This is a genomic window from Streptomyces sparsogenes, assembly GCF_001704635.1.
Taxonomy (GTDB): Bacteria; Actinomycetota; Actinomycetes; order Streptomycetales; family Streptomycetaceae; genus Streptomyces; species Streptomyces sparsogenes.
On record NZ_MAXF01000010.1, the window covers coordinates 1 to 24,299 of the forward strand.

General features: G+C 72.0%; 27 protein-coding genes and 4 pseudogenes. 16 read left to right on the top strand and 15 right to left on the bottom strand.

Features of this window, described 5'->3' with window-relative positions:
• Positions 1-94 precede the first annotated feature (94 nt).
• The gene (locus BBH68_RS00435; RefSeq protein WP_218029724.1) at positions 95-472 is read right to left on the bottom strand and encodes a helix-turn-helix domain-containing protein; all 378 of its coding nucleotides are present in this window, start codon (positions 470-472) and stop codon (positions 95-97) included.
• Positions 473-965: 493 nt separating this feature from the next.
• Here BBH68_RS00435 and BBH68_RS44390 point away from each other — a divergent pair.
• From BBH68_RS44390 to BBH68_RS42845, 3 pseudogenes are all read left to right on the top strand, one after another.
• A pseudogene (locus BBH68_RS44390) lies at positions 966-1,109 on the top strand (DUF4158 domain-containing protein); the annotation flags it as partial.
• Between the two features lie 403 nt (positions 1,110-1,512).
• Positions 1,513-1,583, top strand: a pseudogene (locus BBH68_RS44395) (hypothetical protein); the annotation flags it as partial.
• A 60-nt stretch (positions 1,584-1,643) separates the two neighbouring features.
• A pseudogene (locus tag BBH68_RS42845) lies at positions 1,644-1,985 on the top strand (Tn3 family transposase); the annotation flags it as partial.
• 10 nt (positions 1,986-1,995) lie between these two features.
• On the opposite strand, the gene BBH68_RS00445 reads toward BBH68_RS42845, so the two are convergent.
• On the bottom strand, positions 1,996-2,469 hold the full coding sequence (locus BBH68_RS00445) for an ArsI/CadI family heavy metal resistance metalloenzyme (protein WP_065958029.1): 474 nt from the start codon (positions 2,467-2,469) through the stop codon (positions 1,996-1,998).
• A gap of 80 nt (positions 2,470-2,549) precedes the next feature.
• Here BBH68_RS00445 and BBH68_RS00450 point away from each other — a divergent pair, with 80 nt between their 5' ends.
• The 7 genes and pseudogenes from BBH68_RS00450 to BBH68_RS43940 all read left to right on the top strand — a co-directional run bounded on the left by BBH68_RS00450 (position 2,550) and on the right by BBH68_RS43940 (position 5,686).
• A complete protein-coding gene (locus BBH68_RS00450) occupies positions 2,550-2,954 on the top strand; it encodes an ArsR/SmtB family transcription factor (protein WP_065958030.1) in 405 nt (134 codons plus the stop codon).
• A complete protein-coding gene (arsB, locus tag BBH68_RS00455) occupies positions 2,951-4,072 on the top strand; it encodes an ACR3 family arsenite efflux transporter (RefSeq protein WP_065958032.1) in 1,122 nt (373 codons plus the stop codon). The genes BBH68_RS00450 and arsB overlap by 4 nt, the downstream gene beginning before the upstream one ends.
• On the top strand, positions 4,065-4,481 hold the full coding sequence (locus BBH68_RS00460; protein ID WP_065958033.1) for an arsenate reductase ArsC: 417 nt from the start codon (positions 4,065-4,067) through the stop codon (positions 4,479-4,481). The genes arsB and BBH68_RS00460 overlap by 8 nt, the downstream gene beginning before the upstream one ends.
• The gene (locus BBH68_RS00465; RefSeq protein WP_065958035.1) at positions 4,478-4,984 is read left to right on the top strand and encodes a GNAT family N-acetyltransferase; all 507 of its coding nucleotides are present in this window, start codon (positions 4,478-4,480) and stop codon (positions 4,982-4,984) included. The genes BBH68_RS00460 and BBH68_RS00465 overlap by 4 nt, the downstream gene beginning before the upstream one ends.
• 212 nt (positions 4,985-5,196) lie before the next feature.
• A pseudogene (locus tag BBH68_RS44400) lies at positions 5,197-5,406 on the top strand (zinc finger domain-containing protein); the annotation flags it as partial.
• Complete coding sequence (locus BBH68_RS42695) at positions 5,340-5,555, top strand: hypothetical protein (protein ID WP_065958037.1); 216 nt, start codon at positions 5,340-5,342, stop codon at positions 5,553-5,555. The pseudogene BBH68_RS44400 and the gene BBH68_RS42695, both read left to right, overlap by 67 nt.
• The gene (locus BBH68_RS43940) at positions 5,555-5,686 is read left to right on the top strand and encodes a hypothetical protein (protein ID WP_281182455.1); all 132 of its coding nucleotides are present in this window, start codon (positions 5,555-5,557) and stop codon (positions 5,684-5,686) included. The genes BBH68_RS42695 and BBH68_RS43940 overlap by 1 nt, the downstream gene beginning before the upstream one ends.
• A 50-nt stretch (positions 5,687-5,736) precedes the next feature.
• Here the strand turns inward: BBH68_RS43940 and BBH68_RS00475 are convergent, their stop codons facing one another.
• On the bottom strand, positions 5,737-6,273 hold the full coding sequence (locus BBH68_RS00475) for a GNAT family N-acetyltransferase (protein WP_065958039.1): 537 nt from the start codon (positions 6,271-6,273) through the stop codon (positions 5,737-5,739).
• A gap of 596 nt (positions 6,274-6,869) precedes the next feature.
• Between BBH68_RS00475 and BBH68_RS00480 the strand changes: the two genes are divergently transcribed.
• Entirely contained in the window at positions 6,870-7,445 is a 576-nt protein-coding gene (locus tag BBH68_RS00480; RefSeq protein WP_065958040.1) for a hypothetical protein, read from the top strand.
• A gap of 19 nt (positions 7,446-7,464) precedes the next feature.
• Here the strand turns inward: BBH68_RS00480 and BBH68_RS00485 are convergent, their stop codons facing one another.
• Positions 7,465-7,713 (bottom strand): hypothetical protein, encoded by a 249-nt coding sequence (locus BBH68_RS00485; protein ID WP_065958044.1) that lies wholly within the window; start codon positions 7,711-7,713, stop codon positions 7,465-7,467.
• A 160-nt stretch (positions 7,714-7,873) separates the two neighbouring features.
• On the opposite strand from BBH68_RS00485, the gene BBH68_RS00490 reads away from it, so the two are divergent.
• On the top strand, positions 7,874-8,737 hold the full coding sequence (locus tag BBH68_RS00490; RefSeq protein WP_342673109.1) for a helix-turn-helix domain-containing protein: 864 nt from the start codon (positions 7,874-7,876) through the stop codon (positions 8,735-8,737).
• Complete coding sequence (locus BBH68_RS00495) at positions 8,716-8,922, top strand: DUF397 domain-containing protein (protein ID WP_065958045.1); 207 nt, start codon at positions 8,716-8,718, stop codon at positions 8,920-8,922. The genes BBH68_RS00490 and BBH68_RS00495 overlap by 22 nt, the downstream gene beginning before the upstream one ends.
• An 11-nt stretch (positions 8,923-8,933) precedes the next feature.
• On the opposite strand, the gene BBH68_RS00500 is transcribed toward BBH68_RS00495, so the two are convergent.
• On the bottom strand, positions 8,934-10,376 hold the full coding sequence (locus BBH68_RS00500) for an SMI1/KNR4 family protein (protein ID WP_065958047.1): 1,443 nt from the start codon (positions 10,374-10,376) through the stop codon (positions 8,934-8,936).
• A 188-nt stretch (positions 10,377-10,564) separates the two neighbouring features.
• Here BBH68_RS00500 and BBH68_RS00505 point away from each other — a divergent pair, with 188 nt between their 5' ends.
• The gene (locus tag BBH68_RS00505) at positions 10,565-11,470 is read left to right on the top strand and encodes an alpha/beta fold hydrolase (RefSeq protein ID WP_065958048.1); all 906 of its coding nucleotides are present in this window, start codon (positions 10,565-10,567) and stop codon (positions 11,468-11,470) included.
• Between the two features lie 110 nt (positions 11,471-11,580).
• Here BBH68_RS00505 and BBH68_RS00510 read toward each other — a convergent pair whose 3' ends face one another.
• The 10 genes from BBH68_RS00510 to BBH68_RS00555 all read right to left on the bottom strand — a co-directional run bounded on the left by BBH68_RS00510 (position 11,581) and on the right by BBH68_RS00555 (position 23,422).
• A complete protein-coding gene (locus tag BBH68_RS00510) occupies positions 11,581-12,228 on the bottom strand; it encodes a hypothetical protein (RefSeq protein ID WP_065958049.1) in 648 nt (215 codons plus the stop codon).
• A 251-nt stretch (positions 12,229-12,479) separates the two neighbouring features.
• Complete coding sequence (locus tag BBH68_RS42850) at positions 12,480-13,004, bottom strand: IS5 family transposase (protein WP_425428747.1); 525 nt, start codon at positions 13,002-13,004, stop codon at positions 12,480-12,482.
• 148 nt (positions 13,005-13,152) lie between these two features.
• Positions 13,153-13,602, bottom strand: a complete 450-nt coding sequence (locus BBH68_RS00520) for a hypothetical protein (RefSeq protein ID WP_141712941.1) — start codon at positions 13,600-13,602, stop codon at positions 13,153-13,155.
• Entirely contained in the window at positions 13,599-14,144 is a 546-nt protein-coding gene (locus BBH68_RS00525) for an RNA polymerase sigma factor (RefSeq protein ID WP_065958104.1), read from the bottom strand. The genes BBH68_RS00520 and BBH68_RS00525 overlap by 4 nt, the downstream gene beginning before the upstream one ends.
• Positions 14,145-14,155: 11 nt before the next feature.
• Positions 14,156-15,421, bottom strand: coding sequence for a type III PLP-dependent enzyme (locus BBH68_RS00530; protein WP_065958056.1), 1,266 nt, complete (start codon positions 15,419-15,421; stop codon positions 14,156-14,158).
• A complete protein-coding gene (locus tag BBH68_RS00535; protein ID WP_245737832.1) occupies positions 15,418-17,256 on the bottom strand; it encodes an IucA/IucC family protein in 1,839 nt (612 codons plus the stop codon). The genes BBH68_RS00530 and BBH68_RS00535 overlap by 4 nt, the downstream gene beginning before the upstream one ends.
• A gap of 55 nt (positions 17,257-17,311) precedes the next feature.
• Positions 17,312-19,237 (bottom strand): IucA/IucC family protein, encoded by a 1,926-nt coding sequence (locus tag BBH68_RS00540; protein ID WP_065958059.1) that lies wholly within the window; start codon positions 19,235-19,237, stop codon positions 17,312-17,314.
• Positions 19,234-20,574, bottom strand: a complete 1,341-nt coding sequence (locus BBH68_RS00545; RefSeq protein ID WP_076971090.1) for an ATP-grasp domain-containing protein — start codon at positions 20,572-20,574, stop codon at positions 19,234-19,236. Before BBH68_RS00545 ends, BBH68_RS00540 begins: the two co-directional genes overlap by 4 nt.
• 151 nt (positions 20,575-20,725) lie before the next feature.
• The gene (locus BBH68_RS00550) at positions 20,726-21,490 is read right to left on the bottom strand and encodes an SDR family oxidoreductase (protein WP_065958061.1); all 765 of its coding nucleotides are present in this window, start codon (positions 21,488-21,490) and stop codon (positions 20,726-20,728) included.
• A 111-nt stretch (positions 21,491-21,601) separates the two neighbouring features.
• A complete protein-coding gene (locus tag BBH68_RS00555; RefSeq protein ID WP_065958064.1) occupies positions 21,602-23,422 on the bottom strand; it encodes a carboxyl transferase domain-containing protein in 1,821 nt (606 codons plus the stop codon).
• 82 nt (positions 23,423-23,504) lie between these two features.
• Here BBH68_RS00555 and BBH68_RS00560 point away from each other — a divergent pair, with 82 nt between their 5' ends.
• Both BBH68_RS00560 and BBH68_RS00565 read left to right on the top strand, forming a co-directional pair.
• Positions 23,505-23,894 (top strand): ArsR/SmtB family transcription factor, encoded by a 390-nt coding sequence (locus tag BBH68_RS00560; RefSeq protein WP_065958065.1) that lies wholly within the window; start codon positions 23,505-23,507, stop codon positions 23,892-23,894.
• On the top strand, positions 23,894-24,163 hold the full coding sequence (locus BBH68_RS00565) for a hypothetical protein (protein ID WP_065958067.1): 270 nt from the start codon (positions 23,894-23,896) through the stop codon (positions 24,161-24,163). Before BBH68_RS00560 ends, BBH68_RS00565 begins: the two co-directional genes overlap by 1 nt.
• Positions 24,164-24,299 lie beyond the last annotated feature (136 nt).

Sequence of the window (24,299 nt, forward strand, 5' to 3'; positions counted from 1 at the left end):
GCCGGGTCGTAGGGCCGGGCATAGACGGCCAGCACGTCTTCCATCCGCGCCGCGAACTCCGCGTTCGCCCGGGGTGGAATGGTCCAGCACTTTCTCAGGTGAGGGCGCAGTTCCGTTTTTTTAAGACCCGTCCGATGGTGGAGTGGTCCAGATCGGGGATGTCCTCGGCCAGCGCGACGTGCTTCTCCAGCAGCCGCAGCGACCACCGTGCATGGCCCTGGGGTGGCTGGGAGCATGCCATCGCGATCAGCCGGGCTTCGACCTCGCCGGTCACCGGCGAGGGCACCGGCGGCAGGTCGCGCTTCTTGCGCGCGATCGTGGCGTGCACATCGCCACCGGTCTCGGCGAAACGCTTGGCGACCAACCGTAACGTCTCACCGGAGACGCCGAGCCGGGCCGCGATCACCTCCTTGGATTCCACCTCACCCACCGAGGTGTCCAGCGCAAGCAGTACCCGCGCACGCCTGATCATCGAGGCTGGGCGGACACCCGTCGTGGTCGCCCGGACCAACTCCTCACGATCCTGCGGTGTCAACCTGACCGGCCGTTTCTTCTGTGAACCCATGACGACAGTCCTGTCCGGCAAAAGAGAAGGAGGAACCCACCAGACGCCAGCCTCCCACCAGACACCAGCCTCCCACCAGACATGCCACAACTAAGCAGCGACGCGCTACTAGGCCGAAGGTCCGGCGCGGCCGCGCGAGGGGCCGGTGGCGGCAGGCGCCACCGGCCCCCGGGGTCACCGCTCGGAGGCGTCCGACCCGATGGTCCGGGCGACCCGGGTGATCCGGTACCCGGGTGTGAGTAGTTGCGGTACAGGAAATCCCGGTGAGAACGATCGTGGTCGGCTAGCACGTCGGCTGGAGGGTTCGCTGGGGTTCGCGGAAAGATCGTCTGGCGGTCGTCGGTGCTGGCTACGGTCCGTTCGTGCCGGTGGAGTTTCTGACTGATGAGCAGGCCGAGGCATACGGGACGTTGAGGAGCGGTTCGGGTACCGCGACTTCACCGACCGCGAATGGGGGCGGCAGTTCCGCGGCTTCCTGTACGGGCGGGCGTGGACGCACGCGGAGGGGCCGGTCGCGCTGTTCAATCACGCGGTGACGTGGCTGCGGAAGAACCGGGTGCTGCTGCCGGGGGTCTCGGTGCTGGCCCGGCAGGTGGCGGAGGCCCGTACGGCGGCCGAGCGGCGCCTGTACGAGGCGGTGGCCCGGGCCACCGATCGGGCCGATCCGGCGCTCGCGCCGGCGCTGGCCGGGCTGCTGGTGGTGCCGGAGGGCAAGCGGGTCTCGGAGCTGGAGCGGCTGCGCACGCCGCCGGTGAAGTCGACGGGCACGGCGATGGTGCGGGCGATGGAGCGGCTGGAGGAAATCTCCGCGTTCGCGTTGCGCCGGGTGAACCTGTCCCGGGTGCCGGTGAACCGACTGTCCACACTGGCCGGTACGGACAGCTCAGCAAGGCGCAGACGATCGACGCCTCGACTCCTTCGGGCACGTCTCCGACCGGCGCACCCGCATGGAGGGCCTGCTCGTCTCCCTGGTCGCCCTGCTGGTCTCGCAGAGCTGCAACATCGGCCTGACCCCGGTAATCGACCCGGAGAACAAGGCACTGACCCGCTCGCGCCTGTCCCACGTCGACCAGAACTGTCCCGCCACCGGCTCGCCCGCGCGATCTGCCACGGCGGCCGGGGCCAGATCCGCCAGGCGTACCACGAGGGCCAGGAGGACCAGCTTGCCGCCCTCGGCCTGGTCCTCAACGCCGTCGTGTTGTGGAACACCCGCTATCTCGACGCCGCCGTCGCACAGCTGCGCGCCGAAGGTCACGACATCAAGGACGAGGACGTCGCCCGCCTCTCCCCGCTCAAGGACCGGCACATCAACTTCCTGGGCCGCTACCTGTTCAACATCAAGGCCAGCGGCCCCGGCCAGGGGCTGCGCCCCCTGCGCAACCCCGAGGCCGCGCATGAGGAGGAGCCGGAAGAAGGGTGAGCGTCGCCTTTCAGCTGCCGCAGGCGCAGCCCGAAGCCGCCGGCACGGCCTCGGTACTCGACTCCTGGCCGGAGCAGCAGGCGTCCCCGCCGGCGACGGGGCTCTTGCCCAGCTGGTCGGCGTCGGCCTTGACGACGTAGACCTCCCACGGCTCCTTGCCGGGGCCGGTCACCCAGACCTTGTCCTGAAGGGCGTAGCAGCAGGAGGTGTCGTTCTCCTCGAACGTGGCGAGCCCCGCCTCCTTGAGGCGGTCGGTGGCCGCGGTGACCTCGTCGGTGGTCTCCACCTCGACGCCGAGGTGGTCCAGGCGGGTTTCCTGGCCCGGCTCGCCCTCGATGAGGACGAGCTTGAGCGGCGGGGTCGCGATCGCGAAGTTGGCGTAGCCGGGGCGGCGCTTGGCGGGTTCGACGCCGAAGAGCTTGGAGTAGAAGGTCACCGACGCTTCGAGGTCGGCAACGTTGAGCGCGAGCTGGGCACGGGACATGACTGTCTCCCCGTTCAGGTTGCATTGACGCCTGTCGATTCAAGCTTGCGTCTTGGATCGATAAACGTCAACATAGAAGCATGTCGAAACACGAATTGGCGGTGCTCGGGCAGGACGGCGTCGAGGGCTGCTGCCCCGCTCTGCTGACCGCCCCGCTGGACGAGGACCAGGCCGAGACGCTGGCGAAGGTGTTCAAGGCCCTGGGCGACCCGGTCCGGCTGAGGCTACTGTCGATGATCGCCTCCCGTGCGGGCGGGGAGGTCTGCGTCTGCGACCTCACCCCTGCCTTCGAGGTGTCCCAGCCGACGATCTCCCACCACCTCAAACTGCTGAAGCAGGCCGGGCTCATCGACTCCGAGCGGCGCGGGACGTGGGTGTACTACCGGCTGCTGCCGCAGATGACCGACCGTCTCGCGGCGATTCTCACCCGGCCCGCCGGACAGGTCCCGGCCGAGACCGCGCCGGCGGCCGGGGCAGCGTCATGAGCGCGCAAGCCGCAGCCACGGCGCCCGCAGAGCCGGTCGCCGGGCGGCTGTCGTTCCTGGACCGCTTCCTCGCCGTGTGGATTCTGCTCGCGATGGCGGCCGGCCTCGGCCTAGGTCACCTCGTGCCCGGTCTGGGAGACGCGCTCGCGAAGGTCACCGTCACCGGGGTCTCGCTGCCGATCGCGCTCGGCCTGCTGGTGATGATGTACCCGGTGCTCGCCAAGGTCCGCTACGACCGCCTGGAGACCGTCACCCGCGACCGGCGCCTGCTGGTCCCCTCCCTGGTCCTGAACTGGGTCGTCGGCCCGGCCCTGATGTTCGCTCTGGCCTGGATCTTCCTGCCGGACCTGCCCGAGTACCGCACGGGCCTGATCATCGTCGGCCTCGCCCGCTGCATCGCGATGGTCATCATCTGGAACGACCTCGCCTGCGGCAACCGCGAGGCCGCCGCCGTCCTGGTCGCCCTGAACTCCGTGTTCCAGGTGCTCGCGTTCAGCCTGCTGGGCTGGTTCTACCTCTCCGTGCTCCCCGGCTGGCTCGGCCTGGAGCAGACCGCGCTCGACGTGTCCGTCTGGGAGATCGCCCGCAGTGTGCTGATCTTCCTCGGTATCCCGCTGCTGGCCGGGTTCCTCACCCGCCGCCTGGGCGAGAAGGCCAAGGGCCGCACCTGGTACGAGACGGAGCTGATCCCCCGCATCGGGCCGTTCGCCCTGTACGGACTGCTGTTCACGATCGTGGTGCTGTTCGCCCTCCAGGGCGACGCCATCACCTCCCAGCCGCTCGACGTCGCCCGGATCGCGCTGCCGCTGCTGGTGTACTTCGCCGTCATGTGGGCCGGGTCCATGGCCGCCGGGCGCGCGGTCGGACTGGACTACCCGAAGGCGGCCACGCTGGCGTTCACGGCCGCGGGCAACAACTTCGAGCTGGCCATCGCGGTCGCCATCGCCACCTTCGGCGCCACCTCCGGCCAGGCCCTGGCCGGAGTCGTCGGGCCCCTCATCGAGGTCCCCGTCCTCATCGGCCTCGTCTACGTCGCCCTGGGCGCCCGCCGCTTCTTCCCCCAGACCGCCCCGGTGGCCCGACCGGCCGTCTCCCCGGAAAGCTCCGCTCATGTCTGAGACCAAGCCGTCCGTGTTGTTCGTGTGCGTCCACAACGCAGGCCGCTCTCAGATGGCCGCCGCCTTCCTCACCCACCTCGGCGCAGACCGGGTCCAGGTCCGCTCGGCCGGGTCCGCCCCCGCGAGCACGGTGAACCCGGCCGTGGTCGAGGCGATGCGAGAGTCGGGCATCGACATCTCAGCCGAGGCCCCGAAAGTCCTCACCACCGAGGCGGTGCAGGCATCCGACGTCGTGATCACCATGGGCTGCGGCGACGCCTGCCCCTACTTCCCCGGCAAGCGGTACCTGGACTGGCAGCTCGACGATCCGGCCGGGCAGGGCGTCGCGGCCGTCCGGCCGATCCGCGACGAAATCGAGCGGCGCATCCGGGGCCTGCTCGCCGAACTCGGCATCGAGCCCGCAGCGTGACGGCCAACGACACCGGCGCGCGCATCGCGCCCCTGCGGCCTGAGCACGCGCAGCAGGTCCTGGCGATCTACCAGCTCGGCATTGACGAGGGCAACGCCACCTTCGAGACCACCGCCCCCACCTGGGAGGCATTCGACAAGGCCAAGCTGCCCGACCACCGCCTGGTCGCCCTCGACGGCGGCCGGGCGCTGGGCTGGGCCGCCGTGGTGCCGGTCTCCGACCGGTGCGCGTACGCCGGCGTCGTCGAGCACTCCGTCTACGTCCACCCCGACGCCCGCGGCCGCGGGATCGGTCTCGCGCTGCTGGAAGCGCTGCTCGCCTCCACCGACGCCGCCGGCATCTGGACGGTGCAGTCCGGCATCTTCCCGGAGAACACCGCCAGCCTCGCCCTGCACCAGCGCGCCGGGTTCCGCGTCATCGGCACCCGCGAACGCATCGGCCGCCACCACGGCGCATGGCGCGACGTCGTCCTGGTCGAGCGCCGCAGCCCGAGCGTGAACTGAGCGTGACGGCCACCACGGACGGTCATTCTCAAAAATGACCAGTTGCGAGAGTTCTGCGAACGCCCCGGAGCCGCTCACGAATCCGCAGGTCGCCATTCGCAGAACCCCTCTCAAAACCGGCGCGTTGTGCGAGACAGTTCTGACACACTGCCGGGGTGGATCTGACGCCCGATCAAGCAGCAAACGCGGTAGAATGAAACGACTGTCCGAAGTGTGAAGCCCCGACCGGGAGCCCGTGCCGCACCCGGAGCGGGAAGTGCGCAACGAAGTACCACACCGCCCGCTTCATCCTCGTGCCCGCGCTCCACGAGGAGCTGGAGGTACTCGTCCCCGAGAACCGCGGCCCCGGGCGCCCGTGGAAGGCGGGCCCGCCGGCCCCGGCCCCGCCGGCAAGCGCCTCGCCCGCAACGCCGCCGAGCTGATGACCCTCTCCGGACAGCTCCAGGCCGCCGGCGTCCAGCTCGAACTGCTCACCGGCCCGCTCACCGGCATCTACGACCTGCCATCGGCCCCCGCCGCCCGGGCCACGCCCGCATCACCGGGCCCCGCAGCGGCACCGACCCGGTACTGATGGAACGGCTCACCGCGCAGGTCCTCGACGGCGACCCCGCGCAGGACGACCTGGCCAGCACGGCCGAAGGCGGCTCCGACGACGTGGTGGCCCAACTGCTCGAGCAGGCCCGGCACAGAGACGAGCAGTAGGGGAAACCCGGCAAGATCAATCTCACCGGGATTTCCTGTACCTCAACTACTCACACCCGGTACCGGGCGGTGTTCTGCGCGCCGTCCGCCGTGTGTCCGGCCTCAGCGGCGGTCCACCGCCGGAAGCCCGCCTTCTCCAGGACGCGGACGGAGGCGGGGTTCGGCAGTTCCACGCCGGCGCTCACGGTGTGCACCTCGGGCGCGCCGAGGGCGAACTCCGTCAGCGCCCGGGCGGCCTCGGTGGCGTAGCCGCGGCCGCGGCGGGACGCCACGATGCCGTATCCCAGCTCCACGACGCCCTCACTGGGCGGCCAGAACAGCCCGAGCGAGCCGACCACCAGGCCGGTGTCGCGCTCGACCACCAGGCGGTGGCCGTACGCGCCGAGCCACTGCGGGTTGTGCTCGAAGAGGCCCGCGATCACCCGGTCGCCCTCGGCGGGGAAGTCGTCCGCCCAGCCCTCGGGCCGGTCGCCGCCGAGGACCGCGGTGACCTCGGCGGTGGTCCAGGGCCGGAGGATCAGACGTTCGGTGAGCAGATCGGCGGGGGGTGGTGTGGAGGGTGCGGACGCGGAGGACGTCGAAGGCACGGAAGGTACTGAAGGCACGGAAGGTACGGAAGAAGAAGACACGTGTCACTCCTGGTCGTTGAACGACCGGACCGCGCTGAGCTGTCAGGCGGACCGGACAAGGGCATGCCGATGAGGGCCGACGGCGGCCATAGTCATCAACCTCCCTGATCCGGTGATCACGCGCACTCGCGCCGGAGTGACCCTAACAACCCCTCCCCCGCCCCGGCAACGGACTTAAATCAGTGGAGCCACACTCCCGTGTGCCGCTACCGTGCTCCCGCCCACAGCCACCCAGTCAAGGACATGCCGGTGTACACCAAGTGAGACCCCCCAAGCGCTGATCCGTCGCGCGTCGCCCCTCGGCGCCGCGCTCCTTTCCGCTGCGGTCCTCTCACTGGAACTGGTGTATCTCCGTGTCCGAAAACTGGATGGTCCTGCCCACCCACCTCCCGATCGTTCGCCGTCGAACCGACCGCCCGGCCTGGCAGTCGCCGTACGGTCCGCCGCCCCACCGCACACATCGCGGCCGGTGGGCGCCCGTGCCGGGGTGGTCCGGGGATCGGCCCACCGCGCGGAGCGGAAACCTGTGCGGCCGCCGCTGACAGGATGAAGCCATGGCGAAATCTCAACCGATCACCTACGCACGGGTCGCTGAAGTCCTCACCGAGCTGGGCCTGATCACCTCGGAGACAGCGCAAGGGGTCATAGACCAGTTCGGCGACCTCGCGTACGGCGAACTCGAACCGGGCCATGAGATCGCCGGCTCGCTCGAGGACTTCGGCGTGGCCGTATCCATCCACGCCGAAGACGTCGACTTCGCCGACCAGCACTACGAATGGCTCCTGGGAGAAGCCGCAGCCCTCACCGGAGGCAAGGTCACCGTCGACAACTACCGCTTCGAGAAGGCGGACCCGGACGACGAGGACGCCGGTCGCGGGACGATGTACTTCGAGCGCAATGGCAAGGCGCTCTCCTTCTCCATAGAGCAGGAGTCGAACGACTACCTCGACATGGGCGCGGCCCAGGCCGCCATCGAAGCGCTCAGCCCCGACGACGACCCTCGCTCCTTCCGCTGCGTCGACAGTGGCCCCTACACCCTCGGCCATGACGACGTCATGGTCCTGGCCACCGCCGAACAGCGCGAAGGGCTCACCCGGCACCTGGGCATCACCTTCCGCGAGCCGTGGTGAGGCTGACCCACGGAGCGGTTCAGCGGTACCAGGGAGCCGAGCGGTCGCGGTGCAGCGGACACTCGCAGGGCGGGAACTGGCTGGACTGCAAGGGGGCGAGCTTGTCCTTGACCATCACGATCACCTTGCCCAGCTCTTGAGTCACCTCGCCGGTCTCCGGGGACACGCGATAGACGCGCATCGTCATCCGGGGGCCGTCGGGCTCGGCCTGCGTACGGCGGGAAATCCCCTTGCGGCGGGCGGAGGCGCGCTCGGTAGGTTGGTCCATGTCGACCTGTGTCCTTCCTTCAGGTTGGCCCGCCCCGGGACCGCGCGCACGGTCGCCGGGGCTTACTTCTTCCAGGGCCAATTACGGTGAGTGCGCTCATCGTTGCGCTGCGAGACGTATGCTCAAAAGAGGCCAGTCGTCCCCGTGAGATCAGCGGGACATGGAGGGATACGCCATGCCTTTTCAGCCACGCGAACTCTTCCCCGACCGCTCCGCACGCGATCTGTTCGGCGCGGAGATCCGCCGCCACCGCGAGAAGGCGGACATGTCGCTGCGGCGGCTGTCAGAGGTGCTGAACTACAGCAAGTCGCACCTCGCGCGGATCGAGGCGGCGGAGTGCCTTCCGTACGACGACCTGCCTGCGAAACTGGACGCGTGCTTCGGTACGGACGGGCTGTTCGCCAGGCTGCACGCGGTCGCGAAGAACGAGCCCTTTCCGGGCAAGTTCCGCCGAGTGATCGAGTTCGAGAAGCAGGCCGTGGCCATCGAGCAGTACTCATGCGCGACCATCCCCGGCCTGCTTCAGACACCCGACCTGGCGAAGGAGTCGTTGCGGTGCGGAAACCGCCACGCCCCGGACGCTGAGATCGACGCACTCGTGAAGGCACGCATCGAGCGACAAGCGCGACTCGGTGAGGCCAAGCCGCCGCACTGCTGGTTCATTCTGGACGAGGCGGTGCTTCGCCGCGCGGCCGGAGGAGCGGAGGTGATGCGTCGGCAGATGGCGTCCCTGCTCAAGCGGGGGACGCAGGCACACGTAACTCTTCAGGTCCTGCCATTCAGCGCGGGACAGCATGCGGAGGCGGGGGGTTCGCTGACGCTCTATACGGTGCCTGACGCGCCGAAGGTGGCCTATGAAGAGGGGAGCCGATCCGGGACCATCATCGAGGATCGGGAGGCAGTGGCAGAACTCCAGGCGAACTACGATCTGCTCAGGGCCATGGCCCTCCCGCCTCGCGACTCCGAGGCGGTGATCCGAGCCGCTATGGAGGACTGGTCCTCATGCCAACCACCCCGGACCTGAGCGTTGCCAGATGGCGTAAGAGCAGCTACAGCAACAACGCGGGCGGCGAATGCGTCGAGGTCGCCGACAACCTCCCCGGCCTCGTCCCCGTCCGCGACTCCAAGGACCCCGACGGCCCCGCCCTCATATTCCCCGCGGGATCCTGGAGCGCGTTCATAGCCACCCTCACAGCGCCGACCGCTTGATACGGCTGGCATCAACCTCCAGACCGACACATCGAAAGGATCTCCCGGCCCCGCTCCTCGGTGATCATCTCGGCGAGCACGGGATCGGCGAACAGGACCACGGGGGCGATGTGGTCCTCATGCAGCGGGCGCCACAGCCGCATCGCCTCCTTCAGTTCGGGCCAGGCCGCGTCGATGAGCTGTCGCTGACGCTCACGTGCCCGGTCGTATGCGCCGAAGGGGTCGTGGACGTCGAAGTCGGCCGGGGCGCCGTCCTCCGATTCCTCGCTGATGAGGACCGAGGAGGCGGTCAGGGACTGCATTTCCATGCGAATCGCGGGCTGGCCGTCCACCCAGATTTCTTCGTAGGTCGCGTTCTGTCGTTGCTCCTCGTACGGATCCCGGACGTGGAACGCGGGGTCGGCGGCGAGCCGGTCCACGATGCGGTGGACGGCGGCGTCGAATTCCGGGTTGCCGAAGGAGAGCCGGAAGTCAGGGGCGGCGCGGCGGGCCTCATGGTCGGCGAGGAGTGTCTGGAGCCATTCCGGGCCGTTCTCCTGGCAGAAGCGCAGCGTCGACCATCCGTGTGGCAGGTCGCGGGTGCGGTCCTCCTCGAGGACGAGGGGCAGCAACTCGGGCAGGAAGAGGGGGTGTCGCAGGATGCCGGGATGGTGTGCGTGGTTCACGACATGGCTGATGCCCGCCTGGTGCTGACCGCTGCCGAGCATGGTCAGCATCTGGAACCGCAGAAGCAGAGCCCGCTCGTTGCCGAAGTCCTCCGCATCGGTCAACACCCGCAACGGGCCGTCGATCTCACCTTTCATGGCGGCGCGGCGGGCCTCTTCCACCTTCGCCTCCCAGCGGTCCTTGGTCTCCCCCTCCGGTTTCCGCAAGGCGTGGAAGGACTTGTACTGTTCGTACATCAACTCGTAGAACGAGTCGAAGGGCTCCAGCCCCTCCCCCGACCAGGAAGCGAGCCAGTAGGCGGTCCACTCCCCGCGCTCGTTCACATCTTCGGGGTCGAGGAAGACATCCGCCGCGTCACCCTCCAGTGAGACGAGCAGAGAACGCCGCAGCACCTCCGCCTCGTTGATCACATCAGGGTCCTCTTCCTCCTCCCCGTCCGCGTCGTCCTCCGTGTCGTCCTCCGCGAGTTCGTCATAAATCTCGATCAGGTACGAACGGTCGGTGTCGGCCAGCCACTCCAACTCGGCCGTTCCGGCCAGCCGGTAGATGAAGCAGCCCGCGTCCCGCCACCCGTTGGTCACCGCCAGGAATTCGCGGAGCGACGGCGGCAGGGTGCGGCCCAGACGGGCCTCGGCCGCCGCGATCTCCTCCTCGCTCGCCGGGGCGAAGCCGAGCCAGCGGTCACGCACCACGGCCTCGTCCAGCTCGCCGTCCTTCTCGGGGTCATGGCTGTCGATCCACTCCTCGCTCCACTGCTGGAGGAACGGACGCCACTGCTCGCGGTTCACCGGTGTGCTCCTTCGCCTTGAGGCCACTGCGACAGGAGAAGAACAGCACAGGGGTACGACAACGAGGCGTGCCCGCTGCGCCGCCGCCGACCTCACACCACCGCGGGGGAACGTTTTGGCTCGGCCCCGCCTCCTGGCATGCCGAAGCGGGCCCTCAGGAGGGGTTCGCCGAAGGCGAGGGGTTTCTCATGACATCAGGCGGAAGTGCGGTAACGGCCGCCGCCGACAGGCCGTTGCCGCACGCCGAAGGCGCGGAGCACCGCTGGGTGGAGGTGCGCGGCGTCCGGTTGCATGTCGCCGAGTACGGGGCCGGGGCGCCGGTCCTGCTGCTGCACGGCTTCCCGCAGCACTGGTTCGGCTGGCACCGGGTCGCGGGCCTGGCGGCCGACGGGCAACGGCTGATCTGCCCGGACCTGCGGGGCTTCGGCTGGTCGGAGCAGACCCGGCGCGGCTACGACATCGACGGCTTGTGCGACGACATGCTGGCGCTGCTGGACGCGCTCGGGCTTGATCGCGTGGGTCTGGTCGGGCACGACTGGGGTGCCCACGTCGGCTTCCGGCTGTGTCTGCGGGCACCGGAGCGGTTCGGTGGCTTTCTGGCGCTCAATGTGGCGCACCCGTGGGCCCGGCACCGGGCCATCCTGCCGAACCTGTGGCGGCAGTGGTACACCGCCTTCATCGAATATCCGGTGGTCGGCCGCGCCGTGCTGCGCCGTTGGCCGGCGTTCTGCCGCTTCCTGCTGCGCCACCAGGTCGCCGACCGGTCGGTGTGGCAGACCGGCGAGCTGATGGAGTTCAGCGCCGCGGCCCAGGCCGGCGCGCATGCCGGGCAGGCCATGTTCTGGCAGTACGTGGTCCGCGAGATCCCGGCGCTGCTGCGCGGCAGGTGGCGCGGGCAGCGGTTGACCGTGCCGACCGTGCTGCTGGGGGGTGAGCGGGACAACGTGTTCCCGCCGTCCATGCTGGCCGGGGGCGAGAGCCACGCGGACGATCTCACCGTACGGATCGTGCCCGGCGCCGGCCACTTCCTCCCCTGGGAGAGTCCCCAGGTGGTGGCCGGGGCGATGAGGGAACTCTTCGCGGCGGGCCGGTGAACGGCTAGGTGTGCTGACCGTCGACACCGTTCGCAGATGCGCCGCTGCACCAGCACCTGATCCCAGGTGGACTGGTGCAGCCGCGATCAGGCAACGGCTCGGCGCCGACGCTACGACTCCGTATCGGTCTTGTTCGCCGCCGGGGATCCGACGGGGCACGTCCGGCGGGCTGCTGCGCGGCCGACGGTGCTTTCCGAGAGGTCGGAACAGGAGAGGAAGCCGCTGCCGGTACCCCTCCACGTGCTCACATGCCCCTTGACCGGCTTCGTGCTCCCCTTGCAGGTGTACGTGAAGTCCGCCTCGACCAGGTCGATCCATCCCCAGGAATAGTACGAACCCTTGGGGTCGGAGGTCGCCCTCTCGAAATACCGCTTCTCAATGCGCTCGGTCTCGGACGGGCCCGCGAGCGGCTCCTTGACCTTCAAGTGGGCGCCCAGCGCCTTGATCACCCGAGCCGCTCCGACACCGGCGGGCGCGCCGGTCACCGTGGGCCGATAAATGGTGTCGTCGGTGGGTTTGAGGAGGGCCTTGTAATACTCGGTCTTCTTTTCGAACCTGATCGGGTCGGCCAGCGAGGTCAGCTTCTCCCAACGCCGGACGCCGGACCAAGCGTACGTCCCGTCCGTGCAGGACTTGGCCGCGCTGTCCTTGGCCGGGCTGTCCTTGCCGTCCGAGTCACTGGTGCAGGCCGCCAGGCCCGCCGCCAGGGTCACCGTGGCCAGGCCCGCCGCCCACGATCGCCATGTAGTGCCGCGCATGCGTCGGCTCCTGTTCTCCCGCTAGATATGGGGCTGTAACTCCACCATGATCACTGATGGGCTCATAGTGCGGACACCGCACGGGCGCGGCAAGGCATTTGAGGGTCCCCTGAGCAGCCGGACGATCAGCCTGTCAGCTGAGCAGCGTCATGCCCACATCGCCGTGCGGGCAGGCACCGCCTCCGGCGGTGGCCTGACGGGGCGGCGTCTCGCCCCGGACGCGCGCCCAGGGCGGGCATCGAACGTGTTGGTCACAGCCATTCGTTGATGGCCGCGACGAGGACGGTCGCCTCGTAGCGGACCGCCAACTTGTCGTATCTCGTGGCCACTGCTCGGTGCCTCTTGAGGCGATTGATGCCGCATTCCAGCGCGTGCCGCTCACAGTAGTCAACCGGGTCGAACTTCGGCGGCCGACCACCTTGAGAGCCACGTTTCTTACGGTTGTGGGCCTGGTCGGCCTTGTCCGGGATGGTGTAGCGGATGCCCCGCCGTCGCAGGTAGGCGCGGTTCCTACGGGAGGCATACGCCTTGTCCGCGCGAACCCGCCTCGGCAGGGTGCGCGGCCGGCCCGGCCCCAGCCGCGGAACCCGGACACGGCCCAGGACGGCCTCGAACTGCGGGGAGTCACCCCGCTGCCCCGCCGTGATGACAATCGACATGGGCTTGTGCCGCTGCTCGACGGCCAGGTGCAGCTTGGTGGTCAGGCCGCCGCGCGAGCGCCCGAGCCCGTGGTCGGCCGGTTCTGCGACTGCACCGCCGGGCGGCTCTTTCTGCAGGTCCCCCCTTTACGCGCCCCGGCAGCGTGCTGGTGGGCACGGACAACACTGGAGTCGACGTTGAGGTCCCAGGTGATCAGGTCCCTGGCATCCGCCTGAGCCTGGAGGGTGGTGAAGATCCGCTGCCAGGTGCCGTCCCGGGGAACGGCTAGGGGCGCAAGGCCGCCCGCAGCGCGACCTTCCGGATGAAGGCACGCCCACGGCGGCCCCCGAGGCCGTACGCCCACTGAACCGGCCGCAGGGCGGCGGGGCGCGCCGCGCCGAGCATGGCGAAGCGCGTGCCGTCGCCCTCCGGCACGGCCGCCATTCCCCCCACCACGAGTCGTGACTGCATCAGGCACCAGCCGGGGGCCAGCCGCACGTCGAAGGCGCTGCGGCAGCCCAGCGGGCCCACCGCGAGGGCGCGCTTGCGATCGGCGTCGCCGGAGGGGACGCGGAACTCGCGCAGCAGGGGAACGAGGTGGGGCAGCTCGCCCGCCAGATCCGAGGCGACCGCCCAGACCTTGTCGTACGGCAGCTCCAGGCGTTCCTCCACGTACAGCGTGGTGTGCAGGCCCGCGGCCAGCAGCCGCAGTCTGGTCACGGCGTCAACGCTCATTGCTGCCACGCCTTCCGGAACGCCGAACGGGCTCGGTGCAGCCGGGACTTGACCGTGCCCGGCGCGATACCGAGTATCCGGGCGGCGCTTCGTTCATCAAGCTCCTCGAGTTCACGCAGGACGAGCACGGCGCGGTGGTGCACGGGCATCCGCGCGAGCACGTCCCGTACCTGCGCCGGCAGCTCGCCGTCGCCGACGTCGACGAGACCGTGCAGACGGGCCACTTCCTCGGGGTCGACGGCCCGCTCGGCGGCGGTGCGCCGCGCCACCCGCACCGCCTCGCGCACGGTGACGGTGCGCACCCATCCGTAGAACGCCTGGGGATCGCGCAGCCCGCGCATCCCGACGAAGACCGCGGTCAGCGCCTCCTGGACGGCGTCCTCGCAGTCCGACAGGGCGATCGGCCGGCACAGCCGGGTCACATACGGCGTCACCACCGTGAGCACCTCGTCCATCGCCAGCGCGTCGCCTGTCCGCGCCGCCCGTACCAGCGCGGCCACGGCTTCCCACGGCGGCTGAGGTTCTCCCGCTGAGCCGTCCATCACCGCGGACACTATCGCCTCGGGGCTGAGCGCTCCTGCGGCGGGGTGGAGCCGCCGCCCAGGTAGTGGAAGCCGGGGGGCGGGTGCATCAGGAAGTCGTGGTGCGAGATGTTCCACGCGTACGCGCCCGCGAGCGCGAAGGCCACCCGGTCCCCCACCCGCAGCTCCTCGACCGGCACGCGCCGCGCGAGAACGTCCTTGGGTGTGCACAGCTGGCCGACGAGGGTCACCGGCTCGTCCCGGACGCCGGGGCGCGGCCAGGGGCGGGTCCAGGGGGCGGCGGGGAGCACGGTGAAGGGGTGGTCGTGGCCCTTGGCGGCGGGGGTGCGCAGGTGGTGAGTGCCGCCGCGCAGGACCGCGAAGGCCTCGCCGCCGCTGTGCTTGAGGTCGAGGACTTCGGTGAGGTACCAGCCGCAGTAGACGGTCAGCGCCCTGCCGGGCTCGATCCGCAGGGTGAGGTCCGGGTTCCGCCGGGCGATGTCGGCCATGCCCGTGCCGTACGCCGCCCAGTCGAAGCGGGTGCCGGGGCGGGAGTAGTCGACGCCCATGCCGCCGCCGACGTTGACCTCGGTGAGCCGCAGGCCGTGGCGGGTGGCCAGGTGGCGCGTCCAGTCGGTGACGCGGGTGGCGACCGCGAGGAGGGCGGGGGCGTCGAGGCCGCTGGCGAGGTGGGCGTGGACGCCGCGCAGCCGGAGGGGGCCGCCGCCGGGGGCGAGCAGGGGGAGGCAGCGTTCGGTGATCAGGTCGGGGTCGAGGCCGAAGGAGCTGGGGCGGCCGCCCATGGCGAGGGCGGCGGCGCCCAAGGCCTCGTCGGCGAGCGGGAGGTTGACGCGCAGCAGGACGTCGGCCGTGCGGCCCGCTTCCTCGGCGAGGGCGGCCAGGTGGCGCAGCTCGTATTCGCTCTCGACGTGGAAGCGCGCCACGCCCAGCTTCAGCGCGCGGCGCAGCTCGGCCTCGGTCTTGCCCGGCCCGCCGAACGCCAGCGGCGGGCCGGGGACGGCCTCGCGGACGTGTGTCAGCTCGCCGCCGGAGGCGACCTCGTAGCCGGTGACGTGGGGGGCGAGGGTGCGCAGGATCTCGGGAGCCGGGTTGGCCTTGGCGGCGTAGTACAGCTCGACGGCGGGTGGCAGGGCGGCCCGTACGGCCCGCGCGTGTTCGGCGAGGGCGGGGAGGTCGTAGACGTAGGCGGGGAGGTCGTCGCCGGTGAGGGTGTCGGCGAAGGCGGCCACGCGGGGGGTGAGGGGGGAGGTGGTGAGGGTGGCGGGCCGGGTGGTCATCGGGGGCTCCCGGGGGCGATGACGCGGGCCGCCTCGGACAGCAGGTCGGAGGCGAGCGGGCTGGCGACGCGGACGTACCCCGCGTGGCGGTCGGCCTGGCGGGCCCAGCGGGTGAGGAGGTTGGCCTTGGCGGGCAGCGGGACCCCCGCGAGCAGGGCGCGCAGGGCGGGCGGGTGGTCGTGTGCCGCGCCCCGCTCGGCCAGGACCCGGCGGACCGCCGACCACAGCTCGGGCTCCAGGCGGGGGTGGCGGTCGGCGAGGGCGGCCAGCGTCTCGGCGACGTGGTTGACCAGCAGGCAGTACACGACGCGGTCCCAGCCGCGCTCGCGGTCGTAGGTGAGTGGCCCGGCCACGGCGGGGGGCAGCGCGGCGAGGGCCGCCGCGTGGTGTTCCGGCAGCAGCTTGGTGCCTTCGAGGTCGCGGAAGAGGACCTGGCACGGCAGCCCGGAGGGATCGACGCCGACGACGACGTTCTGGAGGTGGGGTTCGAGGACCACGCCGTGGTCGAAGTACGCGGCCAGGACGGGCGGCACGAGCAGCTCCAGATACGCCTCCCACCAGGCGAGCGCGTGTGCGGGCCCGGTGTCGCCGAGGAGCTGGGCGACCCGCGCCCCGCCGGGCGCCGGGTACTCGTCGGCGACGGCGGCCGCGAGCAGCCCGGTGAGTCCGGGCCGCAGCCGGGCGGCGAGCCCCTCGCGCACGATCACTCCGAAGCCCTCGATCAGCTCCCGCTCGCCCCCGAGGTCCAGGGTCCGGTAGGCGGGTTCGCGCAGCAGCGCTGCGCCCGGGAAGCGGGCGGCCAGGTCGGCGGCGACGGGCTCCAGCAGCCGGGTCAGGGCGACCGCGCCGGACAGCTCGTATTCGGCGTTCTTGCGCAGGCAGTTGGTGATCCGGACGTTGAGGCTGAACTTGAGGAAGTCCCGGCCGTCGTAGAGCGTGCGGACGGAGGCGGTGGGCGCGAAGTCCCGGCCGCCGGGGCCGAGGTCCAGCACATCGCCGCGTGCGATCGCCGCCCGCAGGGCGGGGTGGTCGCGCAGCAGGGCGTACTGCCAGGGGTGCACGGGCAGCAGGCGGTAGCCGTCGGGCACGGGACGCTGCCGGTCCAGCGGCGCGAGGGCGCCGTCGGACGCCGACTCCTCGCGTACGTGCGCCCGCCGTACGGCGAGATGGTGCAGCGGGAAGCGGGCGCCGGTCTCGGGCGCGAAGCGGGCCCACGAGTCGGGGTCGCCGGAGCGGGCCTTGGGGGTGGGGTGGAAGCGGTGGCCGAAGAGCAGCGACTGCTCGGAGGCCAGGTAGGCCAGGGAGGCCTGGTCGGGGGCCTCGGCCTGGTCGGGGTCGTCGGCCTGGGCGGGGTCGTCGGCGGTGTTCGCAACGCCGTGGGGGACGGCGCGCTCGCGGCTCTCCAGAGCCGCCGTGACGCCCGCGTGGCTGGAGGCCACCTGCTCCAGGAACTCGTCGTTGCGCACACCGGTGCGCAGCCGCAGCTCCCGGTGGATGTACTCGGCGAGCGCGCGCCAGGACACCTCGGCCCACGCGCCGTCCCGCTCCTCGGTGACCGGCCCGGTGAACCGGTGCGCCCCGATGAGGGAGGTGCGGCGCAGGGCGACCCGCAGCAGCACGCCGCAGCGGGGCAGCCGCAGCCGCAGGTGGCCGTCGGCCACGACGGTCTGGTGCTCCGGCCCGGACACCTCGCGGAGCAGGCAGTTGAGGAGGGTGTGGGCGACGACCCGGTCGGCGAGGCGGACCACGGCGGCGGTGGTACCGGCAGAGGTGTCGGTGGCGGTATCGGCAGAGGTGTCGGTGGCGGCGCCGGTATCGGCGGCGGAGGTGGTCATGAGGCGGCTCCAGCGGGTGCGGAGGACGGTACGGGGCAGGCTGGGCGCGGGGCGCTCACCGGCCGCCGTCCGGCAGGAGGTAGTTGGGCCCGGTGACGTAGTGCTTGTTGATGTCGGCGGCCCCGGAGCGCTGCTTGGTGAGCAGGCTGCCCGCGGTGACCATGGCCTTGACCGGCAGCCGGTCCGCGTCCAGGACCCGGGCCCGCAGCACGGCGCCGGGCGCGCCGGGCCGGTCCCCCAGCCGGTCGATGGCTTCGGCGAGCCGGTCGCGTATCAGCCGCAGCAGCGTGGCGAGCGGGGCCCGGCCGAGCCGGGCGAGTTCGAAGGCGAGGGCGCCGGCGCACAGGTGCACGGTGATGGTGGCGAAGACGTCGGCGACCGGGCCGTCGCCGTCGGTGCGGATCCGGGGGTCGTCGAATCCGGCGAGGAGGCGTGCGGCCTCGGCACCGCCGAGGGCGTCGGCCAGCCGGGCGGGGTGGACGCGCGGGCCGTCGTGGTCCTTGACGAGCAGCCGCAGCCGGGGGCGGCCGTGCGCCTCGTCGAGGACGAGAGAGGTGTTCTGCTGGTGGGACTCCAGGGCGAGGCCGTACGCGAAGAGGATGGTGTGCGCCTCGAACAGGACCGTCAGATAGGCGTCGAGGAGCGCGAGCAGGTCGCCGCCGTAGTAGCGGGCGGCGAGGGCGTCGGCGACGAGGGCGCAGGGGTCCGCGCCGGGCGCGGGGGCGAGCAGCGCCGCCAGGGGCACGACCTGGCAGCCGTCGAGGCCGGGTGGACAGCGCCGCACCAGCGTGGCCAGGAACTCGTGCCCGGCGTGCAGATACGTGCGCTCGTCGGCGAGCAGCACGGCCCGGGACACGCGCGGCTCGCGGCCGAGCACCGCCGCCGTGAGCCGCTGCCCCGCCGCGCCGTCGGCCAGCGTGCCGGGCTTGATGGTGCGGCGGTTGCGCGCGCCCAGGGTGGCGGTGGCGAGCGGGAGTTTGAGGTGGGTGAGCGGGTCGTCGGTGACGGCGACGGTACGCATGGACAGGGTGGGCCGTACGTCGAGCCAGGGGGCCTCGGCGAGGCGGGCCCGGCCGGCGAGGTGGGTGGCGCGCAGGGCCACCGCCAGCGGGCGGCCCGCGCTCAGCGGGTGGACGGGCAGCGCCAGATGGCTGGCGTCCAGCCCGGCCGGCAGACCGAGCGCCCCCGGCGTGGGCCACCAGTCGGGCAGCCGGTCCAGGTCCCCGGCGACCGCCTCGCGCGGGAGGGCGACCCAGCGCAGCGCGAAGGAGGGGTGGAACTCGGGGGCGTGGGCGCGCTGTTCGGCGTCGCTCAGCGCGATGCGGGTGCGGCCGGTGGGGTAGACCGGGTGATCGCGGAAAGCGGCCAGTGTGTCGTACGCGAGCGAACCGCGCACCCCCGCCCACTGCTCGGCGGGCCTGTCGCCGTACGCGGCGACCAGCCTCTCCACGACGCCCGGCCGGACGCGGGCGTGCAGCCGCATCGCGTCCAGCGCGCGGCGGCACTCGACGGCGAAGGCGTCGTAGAGCCCCCGGTCGGCGGGGTCGGCGGCGTGGCGGAGCCGGGCGAGGACGGCGTCGAGGCGGGTGAGGACGGTGGCGCCCGGCGGGGCATACGACCTGGCGTCGGCCGCACCCGGCGGCCGGGCGCCGGACCCGGCCCCCTCCGAAGCCCGGGCCGGCGCATCGCCACCGCGAGCGGCCGGGGGGCCGGGGCGGTGAGCCTCCGGGAGCAGCCGCGCCGGGCGGCGGGCCCGGATCTCGCACTGGAAGCCGTCCGGTTCGACGGGGAGCGCCACCGTCGTGCCGTCCGTGAGGGGCATCCGCAGCCAGTCGCCGTCGGGACGGCGTACGGTCCGGGCACGGCCGCGCAGCCCGTACGCGTCCTCCCTCAGCAGCGCGTCGAGCACCCGCGCCAGCAACTCCTCCTCGAAGGCGTCCGCGTCCCCGTTCCCGTTCCCTTCCCCGACCGGGTGGCTCATGGCGCGATCACCCACCGATTGGCCGCCAGGAACCCGGCCACCGCCTGGTCGATCCGCCGCTGGTCGGTCCCGGTGGCGCGGAGTACGCCGAGGAAGTCGCGGTTGGTGCCGTAGAGCGGGTGTTCCTCGCCGATGGCGCGCAGCGGGCGGTAGTCCAGCCGTACGCCGTCGCGGTCGCTGACGCTCGCGGCGGGGGCGTCGGTGAGGCGGCCGCCTCGGTCCGCCATGACGTATTCCATGCGCACCCTGCCGTCGGTGCGGGCGCCGAGGTCGGCGGGGAGGGGCTCGCCGAGGTGGGTGCGGAGGATGTGGTCGAAGAGCGGGATGTCGAGGAGGTCGGCGAGGACGAGGTCGCACTGGTCGCCGATGGCGCGGTAGTTGACCTCGATGATGCGGGCCCGTTCACCCTGGACGACGTACTCGGTGTGGCAGGCCCCGAAGCCCACGCCGAGCGCCCGCAACTGCTCCAGCACATGGCCGGTGTGGGGCTCGGGTGGGGCGGGGAGCAGTTCGAGGCGTTCCTCGATGAAGTGCGGGGGCGGGGAGATCTCGGTGCGGAAGGCGGCGAGCGCGTGCAGGGTGTGGCCGTCGCCGAGGGTTTCCAGGGTCCGCAGCGGCCCGTCGAGGAACTCCTCGACCACCAAGTGCGCCTCCGGCCGCCGGGCGCGTATCTCGCGGCAGCGCCGGTCCAGTTCGCGGGCGTCGGCGACGAGCACGACGTCCTCGCTGGCCACGCCCTCGCGCGGCTTGAGGACGCAGGGGTAGGGCACATCGGGTGCGGCGAGGCTGGGGTGGTCGGAGGGGTCCTGGCCGGGGGCCAGCTCGGCGCACCAGAGGGTGTCGGCGCGCGTGGCGGCGAGGCTTCGGCGCAGCTCGGCCTTGTTCTTGGTGCGCAGGGCCGCCCGCCAGTCCTTGCCGGGGAGGCCGAAGTAGTCGGCGGCGAGTGCGGCCTGGACCTGAAGGTGGTCGCTGTTGGTGAAGATCGCGGCGGGGCGGCTCGCCGGGTGGTCCGAGACCCGGGCCGAGATACGGCCGATGACCTCGCGGAAGTCCCTTACGTCGCAGTGCGCGAGGTCCAGCTCGGGCAGCTCGCCGCCCGCCGCGGCGTGCCGGTCGTAGGCGTGCCGGTGTGCGTCTGGCTGGTCGGTGAGGAGGGTGACGGCGAGGCCGAGCCGGGCCGCGGCGGGGAGGAAGCCCTCGGTGACGGAGTCGGTGGGGTTGAGGGCGAGGAGCTGGAGGTTTCCCCGCCGCCCGCGGGTGGATGGGCCGGATGCGGTGCGCCCGGCAGCGGCCCGTGCGGGCAGGCCGAATGCCCCGTCTGGATCATTCTCGTTCACGGGCTGAGATTAGGTTAGGCATGCCTTACATCGCCAATTCGCCTCACCCGTCTGCCCGTTTGTGCCTGATTCGCCGTCAACCTCAGTCGTCGAGCAGCCGCCATGCGGTGAGGGCGAGGGCGGCCCGTATCAGGCCGGCGGGTTCCCGGGCTCAGCGCAGGGTGTAACCACCGTCGGTGTAGAGCGTGGAGCCGGTGGTGAAGCCGTTGGTGAAGAGGAAGACCACGGCCTGCGCGATCTCGTCCTCGGTGGCCGGGCGGGCCAGCAGCGCCTCGCGGCGGTAGTGCGCGAAGGCGGCTTCCCGGGCGGCGGCCGGGCGGTTCGACCACAGGTTGCCGTCGACGGTGCCCGGCGCCACCGTGTTGACCCGGACCGGGGCGAGTTCCACCGCGAGGCCACGGCCGAGGCCCTCGATCGCGGCGTTGCACGCGACGTAGGCGGGAGCGGGCCCGGCGGGGCGGGCCGACGCCGCGCCCGACATCAGGACCACGGAGCCGTCCCTGGCCAGCTTCGGGGCGGCCAGGCGCACCGCGTGGTACTGGCCCCAGAACTTGGAGTCGAAGGGCGACGCCGCCTCCTCGTCGCTCAGTTCGCGCATCGGTCCGACCTGGTAGGAAGCCGCTGAGGTGAAGAGATGGTCGACTCGTTCGATGTCGCCGAAGAAGGCCGCGAGTGACGCGGTGTCCCCGGTGTCGACGGTGCGCCAGGTGACCGCCGCCCCGCCCAGTTCGGCGGCCGCGGCCTCCAGCCGTGCCGCCGTGCGGCCGCCGAGCACGACCCGGGCGCCGGCCTCCACCACCCGGTGTGCGACCCTCAGGCCGATGCCGGACCCGCCTCCGATGAGGACGACCGTGCGGCCCCGCAGATCCTCGGCGGCCCGGACGGTGGGGCCGGCGGCTCCGGTGGTCTGGGACATGATGCTTCCTCACTCACCCATACGGTCGGTCGCGTTGATCAACTCGCTGAACCGCCGGCTTGCCTTCCGTATTCCCGCGATCCGGATACGGCGAGACGTGCTCCAAGTGAGTCAGCCCGGCAGGCCGATGCGGCGGTGGCGGGCACGGCGGGCGGCCAGCCGCTCCGCCTGGTCCTGGGCGCGCAGCGCGGCGAGCTCGGCGCCGAGGGTGGCGCCGAGGCGGGCGAGGAAGGCATCGTCGCGCGAAGGGTGTTCAGGGCGCTCGGGGCCCTCCCCCGCCGCGTCCTGGGGCTCCTCCTCCACGATGCGGTCCACGATGCCGTGGGCGAGCAGGTCGGCGGAGCGCACACCCTGCCGGTCCGCTGTCTCGTACGCCCGCTCGGTGGTCCGGTAGAGGATCGCGGAGGCCCCCTCCGGGGGCAGCGGGGACAGCCAGGCGTGGCGCGCCGCGAGCACCCGGTCGGCGGGGAGCAGCGCGAGCGCGGCGCCGCCCGCGCCCTGGCCGAGCAGCAGGCAGAGGGTGGGCGCGGGCAGGGTCACCATGTCGGCCAGGCAGCGGGCGATCTCGCCGGCCAGACCGCCCTCCTCGGCCTCGCGGTTCAGGGCCGCGCCCGCGGTGTCGACGACGGTGAGGAGCGGGAGGCCGAGTTCGGCGGCGATGCGCATGCCGCGGCGCGCGGTGCGCAGCCCCGCCGGGCCGAGCGGCTGCCCTTCGCCGGGCCCGTCGGCCACCGCGCCGCCGTGGCGCGCGGCCCGGTCGTGTCCGAGGACCACACACGGCGTCCCGCCGACGCGGGCGAGCGCGAGCAGCAGCCCGGGGTCGTGCTCGCCCGCGCCCGTACCGCTCAGGGGGCTCACGTCCTCGGCGGCGGCGCGCAGCAGGTCCCGCAGGCCGGGCCGCTCGGCCCGCCGCGACCGCCGGATGGACACCTCGGCCCCAGGCCCAACCCGCCCGGAACGGGGCACGGGGCCGCCATCCGCCGCGGCGGAGGCCGCCCCCGCGCCGCCCCCGTCAACCGCCGCAGCAGCTACCCCCGCGCCGCCCCGGCCCTTCGGCGATTCGCCGCGTCCCGTCGACGTGGGGTCCGGCCGGTCACCCGCCTCCGGCGGGCGGCCTGGCCCGGTCTCCGGCTCGCGGCCGACGGCGGGGGTCGTGGGCCGCGCGCCGGGAGCGCGGCCCGCAGCCGCCGGGTCGCCGCCCGGGCCCGCCCCCGGCACGTCCCCGCGCGACACAGCGGCAGCGGCAGCGTCCCCGCACAGCACCCTCAGCACCCGCGCCGCCACCTCCGACAGCCGCTCGGCCGGGAGGACCGCGTCGACCAGGCCGTGGGCCATCAGGTTCTCCGCGACCTGGACGCCCGCCGGGAACTCCTCCCCGTACAGCGCCTCGTGGACCCGGGGGCCCATGAAGCCGATGAGCGCGCCCGGTTCGGCGGCGGTGACGTGGCCCAGGGAGCCCCAGGACGCGAGCACCCCGCCCGTCGTCGGGTGGCGCAGGTGGACGAGGTAGGGCAGGCCGGCGGCCTTGTGGTCGGTGATCGCCGCGGCCACCTTCACCATCTGCAGGAAGGCGACCGTGCCCTCCTGCATGCGCGTCCCGCCGGACGCGGGGGCCGCGAGCAGCGGCAGGCGCTCCGCCGTCGCCCGCTCCACGGCGCGCACCAGCCGCTCCCCCGAGGCCACGCCGATCGAGCCGGCGAGGAAGCGGAACTCGCAGGCCACGACGGCCACCCGCCGCCCCTCGATACGGCCCTCGCCCGTGACGACGGACTCGTCGAGGCCGGTGCGCTCGCGGGCCCGCTCCAGGTCGGCCCGGTAGGCGGGGTCGTCCGTCGTGATGGCGACCGGCTCGTCCCAGCGGTGCCAGCTGCCGGGATCCACGACGGCCTCGATCAGCTGGAGGGCTGACGTGCGGGGGTGCGCTGCGCTCATGCTGACACCCTGCCACGACACACAGCCACTTCAATCCAACTCGGCATGTGCTAACTTTTCTTGGCATGTGCAGGGTTTCGCTATGACCACCTCGCCGCCGGGCAACGGGCCCGGCGACCTCGGCGACCTCGGCGACCTCAGTGGCGACGAACTGGTGCGGGTCCTGGCGACGCTGGCCAATCCGCACCGGCTGCGGGTCGTCGCCGCGCTCGCCCGGGAGCGGATGTACGTGAGCGAGCTGGCCCGCGCGCTGGGCATCAGCCGGGCGCTGCTCCAGGTCCACTTGCGCAAGCTGGAGGCGGCCGGGCTGGTGACGGCCCGGGTGGAGGTGTCACAGGACGGCAAGGCCATGAAGTTCTACGAGGTCAACAGGTTCGCGATCGAGCTGACACCGGAGGCCGTCGAGGCCGCGGAGCGGACGCTGACCCCGCCGGGCGACGGGCCGGGCGGGGAGACGAAGGGATCGAAGTGATGGACGTACGCGAGTGGACCGAGGTGGTGGGGGCCTTCGGCCTCTTCGCCCTGGTGATCACCCTGCCCACGGTGATCATCTGGCAGTTCGCGGCGACCCGGCGCGCCAGGATCCAGGTGGTGCGGGAGCAGGAGTACCGCAAGCTCGCCGAGAGCGCGGCCGCCGCGCAGCAGGGCACGGAGGAGCGGCTGAAGGAGATCAGCGAGCGCCTGGCGGAGATGCAGGGCCGGATGGAGTCGCTGGAGCGGATCCTCCAGACCGTCGAATAAACCTCAACGGACGTCGGACAGACCGTCGAAACAGGCGGTCGCGCACCACACAGGCCCTGGGCCGTCGAGCGGCAACTCGACGGCCCAGATGAAGGAAGAAGCATCACCTCGCCCATGGGCGAGTTCTCACGGATAC